Raw genomic sequence first — 16882 nt, 5'->3', positions numbered from 1 at the left:
CCTTACCGAACGGATGCAGGAAATGAACATGCGGATATTCTGTGCGTCGCTGGCGACCGAGACCAATACGTTCTCGCCCCTGCGCACAGATTTTTCCGATTTCGAGCAGAGTTTCTACGCGGCACCCGGTGATCATCCTCGGACACCCACGCTTTGCAGTGCAATTTTTCCGGCGCTGCGCACTCGTGCCGCGACGGATGGTTTTGACTTGGTCGAAGGGACTGCAACCTGGGCCGAGCCCGGTGGTCTGATCAACGCCGGTACTTGGCAACGACTACGGGATGAGATTCTGGATCAGGTTCGCGCTGCCATGCCATTGGATGGCGTTGTTTTGGGGCTTCACGGCGCCATGATCGCAGAAGGGTGTGTTGATTGCGAAGGCACATTGATCGAGGCGGTACGTGATATCGTGGGTAGCAAAACGATCATTGGTGTCAGTTTTGATCCCCACAGCCACCTGAGCGAAAAACGTGTGCAGAACGCGGATGTCATCACCGTATTCAAGGAATTCCCCCACACGGATTTTGTTGCTGCGGGGGAGGCTTGTGTTGATCTTACCTTGCGCGCCATTCGCAAGGAAATCACCCCTGTCCTCTCGGTCTTTGATGTCCGGATGATCGAAATCCTCCCGACAAGCCGCCACCCGATGCGCGGTTTCGTCGATAAGATGACGGCGCTCGAAAAAGCTGGTGAGGTGTTGTCGGTCTCTGCAATTCACGGGTTTATGGCGGGCGACTCCCCTGACTTGGGGGCCAAAATTGTTGTAGTGACCGATAATCAACGCGCGGACGGAGACCGGATTGCCGAAGCGCTGGGGAGGGAGCTGTTCTCATTCAGGGGGCAAACCAAACCGGAGTTCATGTCGGCAGAAGCCGCCCTTCGAAAGGCAGGCGAGGCACCCGCGGGCCCGGTGGTTGTCGCGGATGTCTGGGACAATCCCGGCGGCGGTGTTGCCGGAGATTCCACCTTGGTGTTGCAAGAGGCCATGGCGCAGAATCTGACCTCGGCGGCATTTGGGACGATTTGGGACCCGATGGCGGTGCGCCTGTGTCATGCAGCCGGAGAGGGCGCAGTGTTGGATCTGCGATTTGGCGGGAAAACGTCTGCCAAGGCGGGTGACCCCATAGATGCGCGGGTCAAAGTCATCCGCAATCAACGCGGCGCGGTTCAGAGTTTTGGCAGCTCGGTTGTGCCTCTCGGCGATTGCTCGGTGATCCGGCTGGGGGGAATTGACGTGGTACTGAATTCCAATCGAAGCCAGGCATTTTCTCCGGATCTGTTCACGAACCTTGGCATCGACATTGCTGAAAAGAAGGTTCTGGTGGTCAAATCCACCAACCATTTTCACGGCGCTTTCGCTGAAATTGCATCACAAATCATCTATGCCGCCGTCGATGGCCCCTATCCAAGTGATCCATCAACAACGCCTTATCAGCGGTTATCCCGTGCGATCTGGCCAATTTGCGACGATCCGCATCAGAAGGAACCGATATGATTTTTCCTGAAATCGACACGCCAGCAGTTCTTGTTGATCTGGACGTTGCAGAGGCGAATATCGACCGCTTTCAGGCGCATTGTGACGCTTATGGCTTGGGCCTTCGGCCGCACATCAAGACCCATAAGTTACCGATGCTCGCCAAACGCCAGATCAAGACCGGGGCCATCGGGATCACCTGTCAGAAGGTCAGTGAAGCCGAAGCAATGATTGCCGAAGGCGGGATCGAGGACGTCCTGATCACCTTCAACATTCTCGGCTCCGAAAAGCTGACCCGGTTGAAAGCCTTGGCCGAAAAGGTGCGGGTGAGCGTCGTTGCGGATAACGGTGAAACCGTGGCGGGGCTTGCGGAGGCATTTGCGCAGGCGCGTGCGCCACTGGCCGTGTTGGTTGAATGCGATACAGGGGCCGGTCGATGCGGCGTGATGACGCCTGAAGCGGCTTGTGAACTGGCGGTGCAGATCAGTGCCCAACGCGGGCTGCGTTTCGCAGGTTTGATGACATATCCGCCAATTGGAAAAGAGGCCGTAGTTCAAGACTGGTTGGTCGCCGCAAAGGCGCTTATCGAAGCCTCGGGGCTGCAGGTGGACGTGATTTCGAATGGCGGGTCGCCGGGTATGTGGGATGCGCAGAAGGTTTCCGTCGCGACGGAGTATCGCATCGGCACCTATGTCTATAATGACAGATCATTGCAGGATCGTGGTGTTTGCACCTGGGATGATTGTGCTCTGAGTGTGCTCGCAACCGTTGTGTCGGTTCCCGCCCGCGACCGCGCCGTGATTGACGCGGGGTCCAAGGTGCTGACCTCCGATTTGCTTGGGCTCGAAGGGCATGGATATGTTCTGGGTCGCCCGGACGTCAGCGTTGCGGGGTTGTCGGAGGAACATGGTGTCCTGACCGCTCAGAGCATTGACCTGACCGTGGGAGAACAAGTCAGGATTATTCCGAACCACTGTTGTGTTGTGAGCAACATGCTGGATGAAATTCAGCTGATACGGGGCGGCGAAGTGCTTGGTCCCCATCGTGTGCGTGCCCGGGGTCAGGTCTGGTGATCCTCCTGTTCCGACCAGAGAAGCAGGATATTCGGGTCCATCACTACACAACATCGGAATTCAATAACGAACCAGAAGGGAAGCAATTTCATGAGCAGCCGAAAAATCGAACGCCTTGGAGATGACAGAACCGGGGCAGGGGGGCAGGCTCTGCCCTTTGCACCAGCCGTGCGGGCGGGCGATTTCGTCTTCATTTCCGGCCAGGTGGCGATGAACGAGAACGGCGAGATCGAGGCGGGGGGCATCGAGAGCCAAACCCGAAAGACCATGGAGAACCTGATCGCGGCATTGGCATTGGCCGATTGTACGTTGGATGATATCGCCAAGGTCGGTGTCTGGCTGGATGACCCGCGTGATTTCTGGACCTTCAACCGGGTCTATGCCAGCTATTTTCCCAATGGCGGGCCCGCGCGATCCACCGTTCGCTCGCAGATCATGGTCGATGCGAAAGTCGAGATAGATGCAGTGGTTTATAAACCTCTCGATGGCGGGTAAGCCCTGACAGCGAGTTTTCCCGCGGGTTTGGTTGCTAATGCGCAAAATACTGTCTGCCTTGCATTCACCGGCCATTCTGCTAGCACCGGCGCAAGACGAATAGGCGAGGCAGAGATGAACGATCTCAAGCAAAAGTATTTGGGCCAGATAGCCGATGCAGCAGACGAGAATGCGCTGGAAGCGATCCGTTTGGCGGCTGTTGGCAAGAAGGGCGAAGTGGCTCTGAAAATGCGAGAGCTCGGCAAGATGACCCCGGAAGAACGGCAGGTCGCGGGGCCTGCGCTGAATGCCCTGAAGGACGAGATCAATTCTGCGCTGGCGGCGAAAAAAGCAGGTTTGGCCGATGCAGCTTTGGATGCGCGTCTGCGGGAGGAATGGCTGGATGTCACCTTGCCGGCGCGAGGGCGACGTCAGGGGACAATCCATCCGATCTCTCAAGTGAGCGAAGAGGTCACCGCAATTTTTGCCGAGATGGGCTTTTCCGTTGCCGAAGGCCCGCGCATTGACACCGATTGGTATAACTTCGATGCGCTGAATATTCCCGGCCACCATCCGGCGCGCGCCGAAATGGATACTTTCTACATGCACCGTGCGGAAGGCGACAACCGCCCGCCACATGTTTTGCGCACCCACACCTCGCCCGTACAGATACGGTCGATGGAGGCGATGGGCGCGCCTTTGCGGATCATCTGTCCGGGGGGAGTGTACCGCGCTGACTATGATCAGACGCACACACCGATGTTCCATCAGGTCGAAGGTCTGGCCATCGACAAAGACATCTCCATGGCGCATCTGAAATGGGTGCTGGAAGAGTTCGTCAAATCCTATTTCGAGGTGGATGGTGTCGACCTGCGCTTCAGGGCATCCCATTTCCCCTTCACCGAACCATCGGCGGAGGTCGACATCCGCTGTTCCTGGGAAGGCGGCACGCTGAAGGTCGGCGAAGGCGACGATTGGCTGGAAATTCTGGGCTCGGGCATGGTGCATCCGAATGTGTTGAAGGCCGGTGGCATCGATCCGGAGGCCTGGCAGGGCTTCGCCTTTGGCATGGGGATCGACCGGATTGCCATGCTGAAATACGGCGTTCCCGACTTGCGTGCCTTTTTCGATTCCGATCTGCGCTGGCTTCGTCACTACGGGTTCTCCGCGCTCGACCAGCCAAACCTTCATGGTGGGCTAAGCCGCTAAATTTCCGCCATCACGGGTGCTTACACGGAAGTGATGTGACACCCGGTTCGGCGTGGGTAAAGTGCGCGCATGATCTATCGTTTCATTTTCACCGCTTGTTTGCTTTTCTGCGCCCAAGTTGCGGCTGCGATGGGTCCCTCGAACAGGGACTGCATCGGTCAGACCCCGTGCGTTTTGGGGGATCGCAGTTACCACGTTTTGCCACCCGACGATTGGGATGGTGTCTCGCCTTTGCCGGTGATGCTGCATTTTCACGGCTGGCAACGTCAGGGCACGCTGATCGTGCAGCACCAGCGGATTTCCGGCGCCACGCGCCGACGTGGTGTTCTGCTGGTTGCCCCCAACGGCTTGGGGCGCAGTTGGGATTTCTGGCATGCGGGCACGGATGACGTGGATTTTGCGCGCTCGGTTCTGGATGATGTCAGGAAAAACTATCCGATCATCGAAGATCAGATTTTTGTCTCGGGATATTCCTGGGGTAGTAACATGGCCTGGAGGTTTGTCTGCGAAGACGGTGCGGACGTGGCCGCATTGCTGGCCATTTCGGGCACCCTGCGTCAGACCGAAGATTGCACCACTGCGCCGCGCGAAGTGCGGCAGGTCTATGGTCTGAACGATCAGGTGCTTGATTATCCTTATGGGCCCCAAGGTGAAGAAGATTACCCGGTCTATCTGTGGCGCGAAAAATTCGATTGTGCGGAAGGGGTCGCCAACGGGCCGTGGAATGCGCGCGATTTCCTGACCTTTCAGCGTATCGTCTGGGAGAATTGTGAAACCGGGCGGGTCAGTCTGGATATTCACCCCGGCGGGCATTTCATTCCGCATGGCTGGATCGCCCGGCAATTGGACGAAATTCTGGGTCTGCCGAACTCCTATCCCTGAACGAAGAGTTGGCTTTCCCCTCTGATCTCTTTGGGCTATCAGGGCGCGACGCAAACCTGACGCCGGTGACCTGATGAAATTCACACTCTCCTGGTTGAAAGACCACCTGGACACAAACGCAAGCCTGGACGAAATCGTCTATGCGCTGACAGACCTCGGACTGGAGGTTGAGGGCGTCGAAGATCGCGGCGCGCGCCTGCGTGACTTTACAATTGGCTACGTGCAATCCGCGGAAAAGCACCCCGATGCCGACCGCCTGCGGGTGTGCCAGGTAGAGACCGACGAAGGCGTCAAGCAGATCATCTGTGGCGCGCCCAATGCGCGCGAAGGGATCACCGTGGTTGTGGCCAAGCCGGGGGTCTATGTGCCGGGCATCGACACCACCATCGGTGTGGGCAAAATTCGCGGGATCGAAAGCTTCGGCATGATGGCCTCCGAACGGGAGATGGAGCTTAGCGAGGAACACGACGGGATCATTGAATTGCCCTCCGGCGAGGTGGGACAATCTTTCGTGGATTGGCTGGCGCAAAACGATCCGGCCAAGGTTGATCCGGTCATTGAAATCGCAATCACGCCGAACCGTCCGGACGCGCTGGGCGTACGTGGCATCGCGCGTGACCTTGCGGCCCGTGGGCTCGGAAAACTGAAAAAACGCGATGTCGACGCGGTCGAAGGGACATTCCCGTGCCCTGTCACCGTGACCATCGAAGGTGACACGTTGGCGCAATGCCCGGTGTTTTACGGTCGGTTGATCCGTGGCGTCAAGAACGGCCCATCGCCCGCGTGGTTGCAGGACGCGTTGCGCGCAATCGGGCTGCGTCCGATCTCTTTCCTCGTGGATGTCACGAACTTCTTCACCTACGACCGGAACCGTCCCTTGCACGTCTTCGATGCCGACAAGATCGCGGGGAATGCCCTGCGTGTGCATCGCGCCAAAGGTGGCGAAACCCTGATGGGTCTTGACGAAAAGGAATATACCTTCACCGAAGGCATGACCTTGATTTCCGACGCAGATGGTGTGGAAAGCATTGGCGGCGTGATGGGCGGGTTGGCGTCCGGATGCACCGAAGAGACGACCAACGTCTTCATCGAGGCGGCGTATTTCGACCCCGTGCGCACCGCCTATACCGGGCGCGCGCTCAAGATCAATTCGGATGCGCGGTATCGGTTTGAGCGTGGCATCGACCCGGCCTGGACGCCTTATGGTATTGAACATGCGACGCGGATGATCCTGGATCATGCGGGCGGCGAGCCATCGGAAGTGATTGTCGCGGGCAAAATTCCGGATTGGGACCGCGCCTTCAAGCTGGATGCCGCTCGGGTGCAATCGCTGGTGGGCATGGATATTCCGGAAAGCGAACAGCGCCAGACGCTGACGTCACTGGGGTTTGTTCTCGAAGGCAATTTGGCCCATGTCCCAAGCTGGCGGCCGGATGTTCAGGGAGAAGCGGATCTGGTGGAGGAAGTCGCCCGGATTGCTTCGCTGACAAAGCTGAAGGGCAAACCACTGCCCCGGCTGAACGACGGGGTGCCCAAGCCGATCCTTCTGCCCTTGCAGCGCCGCGAAGTGATTGCACGACGCACCTGCGCAGCACTCGGTTACAACGAATGCGTGACCTACAGTTTCATTGATGAACCCTCCGCCAGACTCTTTGGTGGCGGGCAGGATGCCACACGTCTGGAAAACCCGATCAGCAGCGACATGAGCCACATGCGGCCCGCGCTTTTGCCCGGGCTTTTGCAGGCCGCGGCCCGCAATCAGGCGCGTGGCTTCAACGATCTGGCGCTGTTCGAGGTAGGCCCTGCATTCCACGGTGGAGAACCCGGCGAGCAGCATCTTCTCATCAGTGGCTTGCTGGTCGGGCGGACTGGTCCAAAGGATGTGCACGGGGCGTCGCGCGGCGTTGATGTCTACGACGTCAAGGCCGACGCCGAAGCGATTTTGGCGGCCATCGGCGCACCGGCAAAAACCCAGATTCTACGCGGTGCGGCGGAGTGGTGGCACCCGGGACGTCATGGAAAAATCTGCCTGGGACCGAAGAAAGTGCTTGGTATCTTTGGTGAGGTTCATCCGCGTGTGCTGGCGGCCATGGATGTGAAAGGCCCGGCAATGGCCTTTACGCTCTGGCCCGCCGAAGTGCCGATGCCACGCAAATCCGGTGCATCGCGCGGAGCGTTGAACATCAGCGATTTGCAGGCGGTGGAGCGTGATTTCGCTTTCGTTGTGGATGCGAGTGTTGACGCTCTGACGTTGGTCAACGCCGCCATGGGTGCGGACAAAGCGCTGATCGAAGATGTGCGGATCTTTGACGAGTTCATTGGTGGCAGTCTTGGTGAAGGCAAGAAATCTCTCGCTCTGACCGTCCGAATGCAGCCAGTTGCCGAGACGCTGAAGGACAAGGACATCGAAGCGGTCAGCGCTAAAGTTGTCGAGAAAGTCACCAAGGCAACCGGTGGAACCCTGCGCGGATAATCTGCCGCGCAAAGTTTCACGGGGTCAAAGCCATTTAACAGGGCGCCACATCTGAACCGCAGCAAAAGGAGAATAAAGTGACGTTGAAAGTTTATCTGTCCGGCGAAATTCACACTGACTGGCGAGATCAGATCATGTCCGGTGCCGAGGCGCTTGATGTGGCTTTTGACAGCCCGGTGACAGATCACGCAGCAAGTGATGATTGCGGCGTCGCAATCCTTGGTGCGGAAGACAACAAATACTGGCACGACCACAAGGGCGCGATGGTCAATGCGATCCGGACGCGTAAGGGGATCGCCGATGCCGACGTCGTAGTGGTGCGATTTGGGGACCAGTACAAGCAGTGGAATGCTGCTTTTGATGCCGGTTATGCATCCGCTTTGGGCAAGTCGCTGATCATATTACACGGCCCGGATCATGCCCACGCGCTAAAGGAAGTGGACGCGGCGGCTTTGGCTGTGGCGCAAGAACCGTCGCAGGTTGTCGAAATTCTGCGATACGTATTGACCGGCACTTTGCCGGGCTGATCGCCGCAGATATTGCGCCAAGCAGGGCGAAGTTGATCTCCGCCCTGGAGCACGTGTTACGCTGGCTCCCGTGGAGGAATCTGCAAGCCCTTCTCGACGGCGGGTCGCTCAAGGAAGCGATCCAGATAGGCCGCCACATTCTTGTGGTCATAAAATCCAACTACGTCTTTTGTCTCGTAGAAGTCCAGGGCCCGAAGCCAGGGCGCAATCGCGATGTCGGCGACCGAATAATCGCCCGCAATCCATGTTTTACCTTCCAATGCGCCATCCAGAACGCCAAGCAGGCGTTTCGCTTCATCAATATAACGCTGCTGCGGGCGCTTGTCTTCCCACTGCGACCCGGCGAATTTGGAGAAAAACCCGAGCTGTCCGAACATCGGACCCAATCCACCCATCTGAAACATGACCCATTGAATGATATGGGCTTTTTCTGTGGCATTAGATCCGATGAGTTTACCAGATTTCTCCGCGAGATAGATCAGGATGGCACCACTTTCAAAAAGGGTAAGCGGTGTGCCATCTGGCCCGTTCGGGTCGATGATCGCCGGAATCTTGTTGTTCGGATTGAGCGACAGGAACTCGGGACTTTTCACATCCGCATCTGACAATGTGACCGTGTGGGCCTCGTAAGGGATACCCATTTCTTCCAGAGCGATTGATGCCTTCACGCCATTCGGCGTTGGGAAAGAATAAAGTTGCAGGACATTTGGGTCCTTTGCAGGCCATTTGTCGTTGATACTGAAGTTTGACAGGTCGGCCATACGGCATCTCCTTTTTTGCGTTGAGGGTAAGACATAGGCGGATTTCCCCGTAAAAACAGGCTCGCCTGCGCGCAACAATGTGTTAACTAACGCACAGAGGGCCAAAGCAATCAGAAAGAGCCCCGGATCAGACAGTGTGAGGGACAATTATGATCAACGAATTCAAGGATTTCATCGCCAAGGGCAATGTCATGGACATGGCTGTGGGTATCATCATCGGTGCGGCATTTACGGCGATTGTGACCTCGCTTGTGGGCGATCTGATCAACCCCATCATCGCGCTTTTCACCGGTGGGATTGATTTCTCGGGGTGGTTCTACGTGATGGGAGAAGAAAGCTTCCCCTCCATTGAGGCTGCCACCGAAGCAGGGGTGCCGGTGTTTGCCGTCGGCAAGTTTGTCATGGCGATCATGAACTTCCTGATTGTCGCTTTTGTGGTGTTTTTGCTGGTCAAGATGGTCAATCGGATCAAGGAAGCTGCGGAAGAAGAGAAAGAAGCGGCGCCCGAAGAGCCAAAGGGACCGTCCGAATTGGACGTCCTTCTGGAAATTCGTGATGCGTTGAAAAAAGGCTGATCCTAAGCCTGAGATCACGATGTAATGCCCGCTTCCGATGGAGGCGGGCTTTTTCCTATTAGAGCAATGCGATCAGCGTTTCTGCACCTTTGGTGCGCAGCGCATGGGTCTCGATCAGGTCTGGATCATCAATCCATGCTTGTGCGGCGCCTCGGTCAGGAAATGTCAGGATCGCGACGCCGTCTGGCAGGGCCTGGTCACCTTCCAGCCTGAGCAATTCTGTAGAGGCTTGCAAAATTGCACCTCCATGGCGCGCCAGCGCTGCGCTTGCTTTTTCGCGATAGGCAGCAAGGGCAGCGGGGTCTTTCATCTTCAACGTTGCTACAGCATGTGCGGTCATCAGGTGTCCTACTCTGTTGATTGTCAGGCCTCACAAATAAGTGTCGGCCAGATGTGCGAAAATACCTCAACTCTGCATGTCCTATGTGCGATAATGATCATCATGTTGGATTGGGATGATTTGAAATACGTGCTGGAGACCGTGCGCCATGGTGGACTGAGTGGAGCCGCCCGGGCGTTAAAGGTGAACCACGCGACGGTTTCACGACGGATTGCGTCAGCAGAACGCGCGATGGGTGCGAGAATGTTTGACAGGGCACCAGGTGGATACCGACCTACAGAAGCGGGTCTGGAAGCCGCGCGAATGGCCGAACGTATGGAAACGGCCAGCCATGATTTAAGCCGCAGCCTGAGCGCCCGGGATCAGCAATTGAGCGGGGCGTTGACGATCACAGCACCGCAATTGCTGGTGGAACGTCTTTTGGCACCCATTCTGCGGGATTTTAAGGCGCAATATCCGGCAATTGAGCTAAGGATCATTGCAGCCAACCGCCAGCTCAATCTTGCAGCGCATGAAGCCGATGTGGCTTTTCGCATCTCGGATACGCCAGGTGATACGCTGGTAGGCCGTCGCGTTACCGAGCAATCTGCAGCCGTTTACGTGGGTAAAGAGCAGGCTGAACGGCTTCGTTGTGACCCGCAGTTACCGCTGGATTGGATCCGCTTCGCGCATTGGCCGGGGCCGCCGGCGGCTCTCAAAGAAGCTTGGCCGGAACGGCGTATAACACTGACCGTCGACGATATGTACGCGGCGCTGGCGGGCGTGCGCGCAAATATTGGGGCCACGCGGATGCCGTGCTTCATTGGCGACGTGGAACCCGGCATACAAAGGCTCGCGCGGGTGCCATTGCTCCCCTATCGGCCCATCTGGGTATTGACCCATGCTGACCTGCGCGGCACCCGTAAAGTCACGACATTTACCGAATTTGCGGCATTACGTATTAATGCGATGCGCCCCCTTTTCGAGGGACGCACGCCCGCAGAGGGTTCTAGTTTTTGATGGCTACGCTGGGCGAGATGACGTCGATCCCCAGCGCTTTTCCAACGGCATAATAGGTGAGTTGGCCACCGTGAACGTTCAGGCCGTTCATGAGGTGCGGATCGTCGGTGCAGGCTTGGCGCCACCCCTTGTCGGCCAACGCCAGCATGAAAGGCATCGTCGCGTTGCCAAGCGCAATCGTAGACGTGCGTGCAACGGCGCCGGGCATATTGGCGACGCAGTAGTGCATGATACCGTCCACGTTATAGACAGGGTCTTGATGGGTCGTCGCCTTCGAGGTTTCAAAGCATCCGCCCTGATCAATTGCAACGTCAACAAGAGCGGCACCTGGCTTTAATTCGGCGAGCTGGGCGCGACTGATCAGCTTGGGCGCCGCTGCACCTGGTATCAGAACCGCACCGATGATCATATCTGCTTCGCGGGCCAGTTCGATCGTGTTCCCCGCAGAGGCATAGCTGGTTTTGAATGTGCCTCCAAAGACATCGTCAAGGTATCTCAGTCGGGGCAAAGACCGATCCAGCACGGTCACATCCGCGCCCATGCCGGCTGCGATCTTGGCGGCGTGAGTGCCGACAACACCGCCCCCGATGACAACAACACGCGCTGGTCCCACACCAGGCACGCCGCCCATCAGGACACCGCGGCCTCCATTGGCTTTTTGCAACGTCCAGGCACCAACTTGCGGAGCCAGGCGACCGGCGACTTCGGACATCGGCGCGAGAAGGGGCAGGCCGCCACGATCATCCGTGACGGTTTCATAGGCGATGCACGTGGCGCCGGACGCGATGAGATCATGTGTTTGATCGGGGTCTGGTGCCAGATGCAGATAAGTGAAAAGCAACTGCCCGTCGCGCAGCATTTTGCGTTCGCCAGCCTGGGGTTCCTTGACCTTGACGATCATATCTGCGGTTGCAAAGATTTCTTCGGCCGTTTCGATGACCCGTGCGCCAGCAGTCACATAGGCCTCATCTTCAAACCCGGCACCGGCACCCGCGCCGCTTTGGATGAGAACGTCGTGTCCGTGGTTCGCCGCCTCTTGGGCCGCATTTGGCGTCATGCCGACGCGGAATTCCTGAGGTTTGATCTCTTTTGGGCAACCGATGATCATCGGGGTCTCCTCCGCATATAATTGCCGGTATGGTACGGTATGCAAAATGCAATGTAGCACCAAAGGTTGCTCGCGTTAGCGCTAGTTCTGTGAATATACTGGCGCAAATAGAGGGATTATTCGGAGAATCTTGCGAAAATGAGCTTGGATGCAACAGATAGACGTATCATGAAAGCACTTCAGCGCAAGGGGCGTATGCCAAATGCCGAGCTGAGCGAGATGGTCAATCTGTCTGCCTCCGCGTGCCATCGTCGCGTGCAGCGGCTTGAAAAAGACGGTTATATCCGAGACTACGTGGCGTTGTTGGATGCGCGCAAGATGGGCGTTGCTACCACTGTCTTTGTCGAGATTACGTTGCAGGGTCAGGCGGATGAGGTTCTGGATGCATTTGAAAAGGCGGTCAGCCGTATCCCGGACGTATTGGAGTGTCATCTGATGGCGGGCACCGCTGATTATCTGCTAAAAGTTGTCGCTGAAAATACGGAGGATTTCGCCCGCATTCATCGACAACATCTGGCGCGTTTACCGGGGGTCGCGCAGATGCAATCGAGTTTCGCCTTGCGGACAGTATTTAAAACCACGGCTCTGCCTGTCTGACGTTTGCCGCACAGGCTGCATGGAGAACCACAGTGATGAGATGCGCGGTTGCCATTTTCTGACCATCCTCACGCCTGTTGTTGAAAATTGTGGTCAATAACCGAAGCTAGCTGGATCAGCTGCGACGGGCAAATCAGGCCGCAGATGTTTTGCCGAGTTGCCCGACCGTGACGGCCTCAAGTGCCTTTTCCGCGGGCATCGGTTTGCCAAAAAGAAAACCTTGATATTGATCGCAATCCAGTTCCCTCAACATTTCCGTGTGATCGTGGCTTTCGACACCTTCGATTGTCACTTGCATGCCCATCTTGTGGCCGAGGGTAACGATGGTTTCGATGATTTCGCGATACTTGGTGCTGTCGAATTCGAAACCTTCCAGGAAAACCCGATCAATTTTCAATTTGTCGAAGTCGTACTTCCACAGGTACCCGAGACTGGAATATCCTGTGCCAAAATCATCCATCGCTATGGAGATTCCGATGCGTTTCAGTCCCACCAATTGAGCCGAGACACGTTCTTCATCTGCCATCAGCAAGCTTTCTGTCACTTCCAGTTCCAGACGTGAGGCTGGGAAGTCCTGCCGCGTCAACACGTCTTCAATTTCCGATACCAGATCGCCGCGTTGGAACTGGGCTGGTGACAGATTGACCGACAGAAAGATGTGATCGGGCCATGATTTGGCCGCGACAATTGCGCGTTCCAATGTTTGTATTCCGATGGCCTGAATCATGCCGGTTTCCTCTGCGATCGGAATAAATTCTGTTGGCGATATCGGGGTGCCTTGGGCGTCATTCAGCCTGAGCAGGGCTTCAAATCCAACAATAGAGGCATCCGCGGGATTGGAGAGCGGTTGGAAATGGATATCGAATTCATCGTTTTGCAACGCCTCACGCATCCTCGCCTCGACTGCGCAGCGCCGTATCATGGCGGTGTCAAGCTCGTGGAAATAGAATTGCATATTGTTTCGGCCGTTTGTTTTCGCGTGATATAGGGCGAGGTCCGCCGCGTGGAGCGCCTCGGGTCCGGATTCCGTTACATCTGCAAGGTGAGACCCTATGCTGATGCTGCCTTGTATTGTCGTTCCTTTGTATTCGAATGGTTTGGAGGCTTCCTCCAAGATGCGCTCACCGATCGACGTCAGAAGCTCAGCGGTAGCATCCGGGAAGGCAATGACAAATTCGTCCCCTCCCATGCGGCCCACAAGATCGGTGCCGCGTACATTGTTGATCAGAATGGAGGCGATGTGTTTGAGATAAGCGTCGCCAAATTCATGCCCATTGGAATCATTGATGTTTTTGAATTTGTCGACGTCCATGAAAAAGACACCTATCACCTTGCTTTTTTCGCGGTCAGCAAACCGTGCTTTGCATTCGCTGCTCATGGTGTGCCGGTTCAAGGCACCGGTGAGAGCGTCAAAGCGGGACAGGTGGTTGACCCGTTTTGTTCGCGTATAAGCCTGTTCCCGCTTCATGATAAAGGCGATGGAGGGCACCAAATAGATGATGGCGGACAGAATTGGCAGGAGCAGGCCAATCCAGTCGAGAAACTTGGTGTAGAAGGCGGCTGCTTCCGATTTATCCAGGTATAGTTGAACCGCCCCGATCGCTGCGCCGCTGGGATCTTTGATGAGAACCAGCGCGTCGACAAACACGTTTACCGTACCGTTAGGGCTTTCTTTTTGAACCACATCGATACTCGATTGACCGGAGGTGACGACATTCAGCGCAGTATCATTCACAGGTTGATTGCCGCTCATGTCAAAGAGGCCGTAATCATTCGAGTAGACTGCACGCCCTTCCGCATCATAGACGATAAAGGCATAGACATTGCCAAAATTGATCGCTGAATCGATGACTGATTGCTGGCCGGCTGTCAGCGCGCCATCGCTGAGAATGCTGCCCGAACCGGTTGAGCGTGTATTGAACTCCTCAGCCCAATTCATCGCGTCCATTTCTGCCTGCTTGTTGATGGTCTCTCCGACGGCCCAGTCGATGAGAAGATGAACCCCAAGCGTGATCGCGCCTGTAAAGGCGACCAGAACGAGCAACGGAACAGCGCATTTGCGCAAAGAAGAACTTGTTTCACCATTTGTGAACAAGGTGCTGGCGTCCATGTTTTGGCTCCGACAACGACTGTTCACTCTTTTGTGAAGTAGTGTCGTTAACATGGCGTGGCTCGCCGCACGCAATAAATCGCGATTTTTATCAGCAGTTTAACGAAATGGAATTTCAGAAGTTTAAGCGGGAACGAAAGACCCCCCGCACGTTGTTACATACGAGGGGTCAATTCAGTTGCCTTGCGACGGGAAAAGCTTAGAGCATTCCTTCGCGTTGGGCTTTTTTGCGTGCCAGTTTACGGGCACGGCGGATCGCTTCAGCTTTCTCGCGCGCTTTTTTCTCGGACGGCTTCTCGAAATGCTGCTTGAGCTTCATCTCACGGAAGACACCTTCACGCTGTAGCTTTTTCTTCAGGGCACGAAGCGCCTGATCGACATTGTTGTCGCGAACACTAACCTGCATGTGGTTTTCACCACCTTTCTAAGTTGAGTTGCAAGGATTTGCAGGAAATGGGCGTATAGCAAGGACGCCCTATCTTGTCCAGTCACGAGCCGCATCATCGCAACGGAGACACCAAATGACAGTATCTTATGAGACCGCAAAGTCACAACTGCTGGAGGCAGCGCTCCTGCATGTGCCTTTCGATGGATGGTCGGAGGCGACCTTCAAGGCTGCGATTCGTGAAACTGCTACCGCCCCTGCGGTGGCACGCGCTGTCTGTCCGCGCGGCGCGATTGATCTTGCGATTGCTTTTCATCACCGCGGAGATGAGGCGATGCTGGAACGTCTCAATTCCGAAGACATGAGCGAGATGAAGTTCCGCGAGAAGATCGCCGCAGCGGTGCGGTTCCGCCTTGAAGCGGTCTCCGACAAGGAAGCTGTTCGACGCGGGACAACACTTTTTGCGCTGCCGATCTATGCAGCTGATGGGGCTAAGTTGATTTGGGGTACGGCGGACAAGATCTGGGATGCCCTGGGCGACACTTCAGATGATGTGAACTGGTACACAAAGCGTGCAACGCTTGGCGGTGTCTACTCTGCAACTGTGCTTTATTGGTTGGGCGATGACAGCCCGGAGGCTACGGCGACCTGGGAATTCCTTGACCGGCGCATCGAGGACGTGATGCAGATCGAAAAACTGAAAGCGCGCGTGCGTCAAAGCCCGGCGCTCACACGATTGATGACAGGGCCCAATTGGATTTTGAGCCACATCAAAGCGCCCGCCCGCATGCCCAATATGGACCTTCCAGGCAGTTGGACGACACCGCGCAAATGATCTGACGCAACCTGTCTTTGGTTGGCCATTCCGCATGGTCCTGCTAGGCAGGGGCAAGCAAAGAGGACCTGTTCATGACCGAGATGATGCGCGCCGTTGAGATCACCGAAGCCGGAGGCCCGGAGGTTCTGAAACTGACAGAACGCCCTGTCCCTGAGCCAGCGCATGGGCAGGTGATCATTCAAGTCGCCTGGGCGGGGGTCAATCGACCTGATGCCTTGCAACGGGCAGGGCTCTACGCGCCGCCACCCACAGCGAGTGACTTGCCGGGATTGGAAGCTTCGGGTGAGGTTGTGGCGGTGGGAGACGGCGTGTCCGGTCTTGAGATCGGCGATCAGGTCTGTGCGCTTTTGCCCGGAGGAGGGTACGCCGAATATGTGGCCACCCCTGCCGCGCATTGCCTGCCGGTGCCTAAGAATATGAACCTGCGAGAGGCGGCCTGCCTGCCGGAGACGTTTTTCACGGTGTGGTCCAATGTATTCGGTCGTGGCGGTCTGCAGGCGGGTGAGCGGTTTTTGGTGCATGGTGGATCCTCCGGCATCGGGACAACGGCAATCCAGTTGGCGCGCGCGTTTGGCGCAAGGGTGTTCACCACTGCCGGATCCGCAGAGAAGTGCGATGCCTGCGCCGCTTTGGGCGCAGAAATTGCCATCAATTACCGGGAACAGGATTTTGTGAAGATCCTGCGCGATGAAGGTGGCGCGGATTTGATCCTCGACATGGTTGGAGGGGAATACATTCCTCGCAATCTCAAAGCCCTTGCTGATGACGGACGGCTCGTCCAGATTGCCTTTCTGGGAGGGGCGAAGGTCGAAGTGAACTTTGCCACGTTGATGACCCGGCGGCTGACCATGACAGGTAGCACGCTGCGTCCGCAGAGTGATCTGGCAAAGGCGCGCATCGCGCAGGAGTTGCGTGAGGCAGTTTGGCCTCTGCTGGATACTGGCCAGGTGGCACCGGTCATGGATCAGGCCTTTGATCTGGAAGACGCCAGCAAGGCCCATGCGCGCATGGAAAGCTCGGGGCATATTGGTAAAATCGTTCTGAAAGTCAGATAATT

General features: G+C 56.5%; 17 protein-coding genes. 12 read left to right on the top strand and 5 right to left on the bottom strand.

Features of this window, described 5'->3' with window-relative positions; genetic code table 11:
* The first annotated feature begins 28 nt into the window (after nucleotides 1–28).
* The 7 genes from ACOTTU_RS14025 (at nucleotide 29) to ACOTTU_RS13995 (ending at nucleotide 8112) form a co-directional block, all read left to right on the top strand.
* On the top strand, nucleotides 29–1495 hold the full coding sequence (locus tag ACOTTU_RS14025; RefSeq protein WP_425658887.1) for a M81 family metallopeptidase: 1467 nt from the start codon (nucleotides 29–31) through the stop codon (nucleotides 1493–1495).
* The gene (locus ACOTTU_RS14020; RefSeq protein WP_425658885.1) at nucleotides 1492–2547 is read left to right on the top strand and encodes a D-TA family PLP-dependent enzyme; all 1056 of its coding nucleotides are present in this window, start codon (nucleotides 1492–1494) and stop codon (nucleotides 2545–2547) included. The genes ACOTTU_RS14025 and ACOTTU_RS14020 overlap by 4 nt, the downstream gene beginning before the upstream one ends.
* Before the next feature lie 90 nt (nucleotides 2548–2637).
* Entirely contained in the window at nucleotides 2638–3042 is a 405-nt protein-coding gene (locus ACOTTU_RS14015; protein ID WP_425658883.1) for a RidA family protein, read from the top strand.
* Between the two features lie 114 nt (nucleotides 3043–3156).
* Complete coding sequence (gene pheS / locus ACOTTU_RS14010; protein ID WP_425658881.1) at nucleotides 3157–4230, top strand: phenylalanine--tRNA ligase subunit alpha; 1074 nt, start codon at nucleotides 3157–3159, stop codon at nucleotides 4228–4230.
* A 69-nt stretch (nucleotides 4231–4299) separates the two neighbouring features.
* Nucleotides 4300–5112 carry an alpha/beta hydrolase family esterase gene (locus ACOTTU_RS14005; RefSeq protein WP_425658879.1) on the top strand — a complete coding sequence of 271 codons (813 nt, stop codon included), beginning with the start codon at nucleotides 4300–4302 and terminating at the stop codon, nucleotides 5110–5112.
* Nucleotides 5113–5185: 73 nt separating this feature from the next.
* Nucleotides 5186–7585: a phenylalanine--tRNA ligase subunit beta gene (gene pheT / locus ACOTTU_RS14000; protein WP_425658877.1), complete on the top strand. Its 2400-nt coding sequence runs from the start codon at nucleotides 5186–5188 to the stop codon at nucleotides 7583–7585.
* A 77-nt stretch (nucleotides 7586–7662) separates the two neighbouring features.
* Complete coding sequence (locus ACOTTU_RS13995) at nucleotides 7663–8112, top strand: YtoQ family protein (RefSeq protein ID WP_425658876.1); 450 nt, start codon at nucleotides 7663–7665, stop codon at nucleotides 8110–8112.
* 56 nt (nucleotides 8113–8168) lie between these two features.
* Here ACOTTU_RS13995 and ACOTTU_RS13990 read toward each other — a convergent pair whose 3' ends face one another.
* Nucleotides 8169–8873 carry a glutathione S-transferase family protein gene (locus ACOTTU_RS13990; RefSeq protein WP_425658874.1) on the bottom strand — a complete coding sequence of 235 codons (705 nt, stop codon included), beginning with the start codon at nucleotides 8871–8873 and terminating at the stop codon, nucleotides 8169–8171.
* 149 nt (nucleotides 8874–9022) lie between these two features.
* On the opposite strand from ACOTTU_RS13990, the gene mscL reads away from it, so the two are divergent.
* A complete protein-coding gene (gene mscL / locus ACOTTU_RS13985; RefSeq protein WP_425658873.1) occupies nucleotides 9023–9448 on the top strand; it encodes a large conductance mechanosensitive channel protein MscL in 426 nt (141 codons plus the stop codon).
* Between the two features lie 58 nt (nucleotides 9449–9506).
* Here the strand turns inward: mscL and ACOTTU_RS13980 are convergent, their stop codons facing one another.
* On the bottom strand, nucleotides 9507–9788 hold the full coding sequence (locus tag ACOTTU_RS13980; protein ID WP_425658871.1) for a DUF1330 domain-containing protein: 282 nt from the start codon (nucleotides 9786–9788) through the stop codon (nucleotides 9507–9509).
* Nucleotides 9789–9881: 93 nt separating this feature from the next.
* On the opposite strand from ACOTTU_RS13980, the gene ACOTTU_RS13975 reads away from it, so the two are divergent.
* The gene (locus ACOTTU_RS13975; RefSeq protein ID WP_425658870.1) at nucleotides 9882–10787 is read left to right on the top strand and encodes a LysR family transcriptional regulator; all 906 of its coding nucleotides are present in this window, start codon (nucleotides 9882–9884) and stop codon (nucleotides 10785–10787) included.
* On the opposite strand, the gene ald is transcribed toward ACOTTU_RS13975, so the two are convergent.
* Nucleotides 10777–11895: an alanine dehydrogenase gene (gene ald / locus ACOTTU_RS13970; protein WP_425658868.1), complete on the bottom strand. Its 1119-nt coding sequence runs from the start codon at nucleotides 11893–11895 to the stop codon at nucleotides 10777–10779. The genes ACOTTU_RS13975 and ald overlap by 11 nt on opposite strands.
* A gap of 138 nt (nucleotides 11896–12033) precedes the next feature.
* Between ald and ACOTTU_RS13965 the strand changes: the two genes are divergently transcribed.
* Nucleotides 12034–12492, top strand: a complete 459-nt coding sequence (locus tag ACOTTU_RS13965) for an Lrp/AsnC family transcriptional regulator (protein WP_425658867.1) — start codon at nucleotides 12034–12036, stop codon at nucleotides 12490–12492.
* A 133-nt stretch (nucleotides 12493–12625) separates the two neighbouring features.
* Here ACOTTU_RS13965 and ACOTTU_RS13960 read toward each other — a convergent pair whose 3' ends face one another.
* Together ACOTTU_RS13960 and rpsU are read right to left on the bottom strand one after the other, a co-directional pair.
* Nucleotides 12626–14602 (bottom strand): putative bifunctional diguanylate cyclase/phosphodiesterase, encoded by a 1977-nt coding sequence (locus ACOTTU_RS13960; protein WP_425658866.1) that lies wholly within the window; start codon nucleotides 14600–14602, stop codon nucleotides 12626–12628.
* 199 nt (nucleotides 14603–14801) lie between these two features.
* Nucleotides 14802–15008, bottom strand: coding sequence for a 30S ribosomal protein S21 (gene rpsU, locus ACOTTU_RS13955; RefSeq protein ID WP_008207378.1), 207 nt, complete (start codon nucleotides 15006–15008; stop codon nucleotides 14802–14804).
* A gap of 115 nt (nucleotides 15009–15123) precedes the next feature.
* Here rpsU and ACOTTU_RS13950 point away from each other — a divergent pair, with 115 nt between their 5' ends.
* Nucleotides 15124–15822 (top strand): COQ9 family protein, encoded by a 699-nt coding sequence (locus ACOTTU_RS13950; RefSeq protein WP_425658862.1) that lies wholly within the window; start codon nucleotides 15124–15126, stop codon nucleotides 15820–15822.
* 74 nt (nucleotides 15823–15896) lie between these two features.
* The gene (locus ACOTTU_RS13945) at nucleotides 15897–16880 is read left to right on the top strand and encodes an NAD(P)H-quinone oxidoreductase (RefSeq protein ID WP_425658860.1); all 984 of its coding nucleotides are present in this window, start codon (nucleotides 15897–15899) and stop codon (nucleotides 16878–16880) included.
* The last annotated feature ends 2 nt before the right edge of the window (nucleotides 16881–16882 follow it).

The sequence above is a fragment of the Roseobacter sp. EG26 genome (assembly GCF_049830555.1).
Taxonomy (GTDB): Bacteria; Pseudomonadota; Alphaproteobacteria; order Rhodobacterales; family Rhodobacteraceae; genus Roseobacter.
The sequence above is the reverse complement of the archived record's forward strand: the minus strand, read 5'-3'. Positions and strand labels throughout refer to the sequence as shown.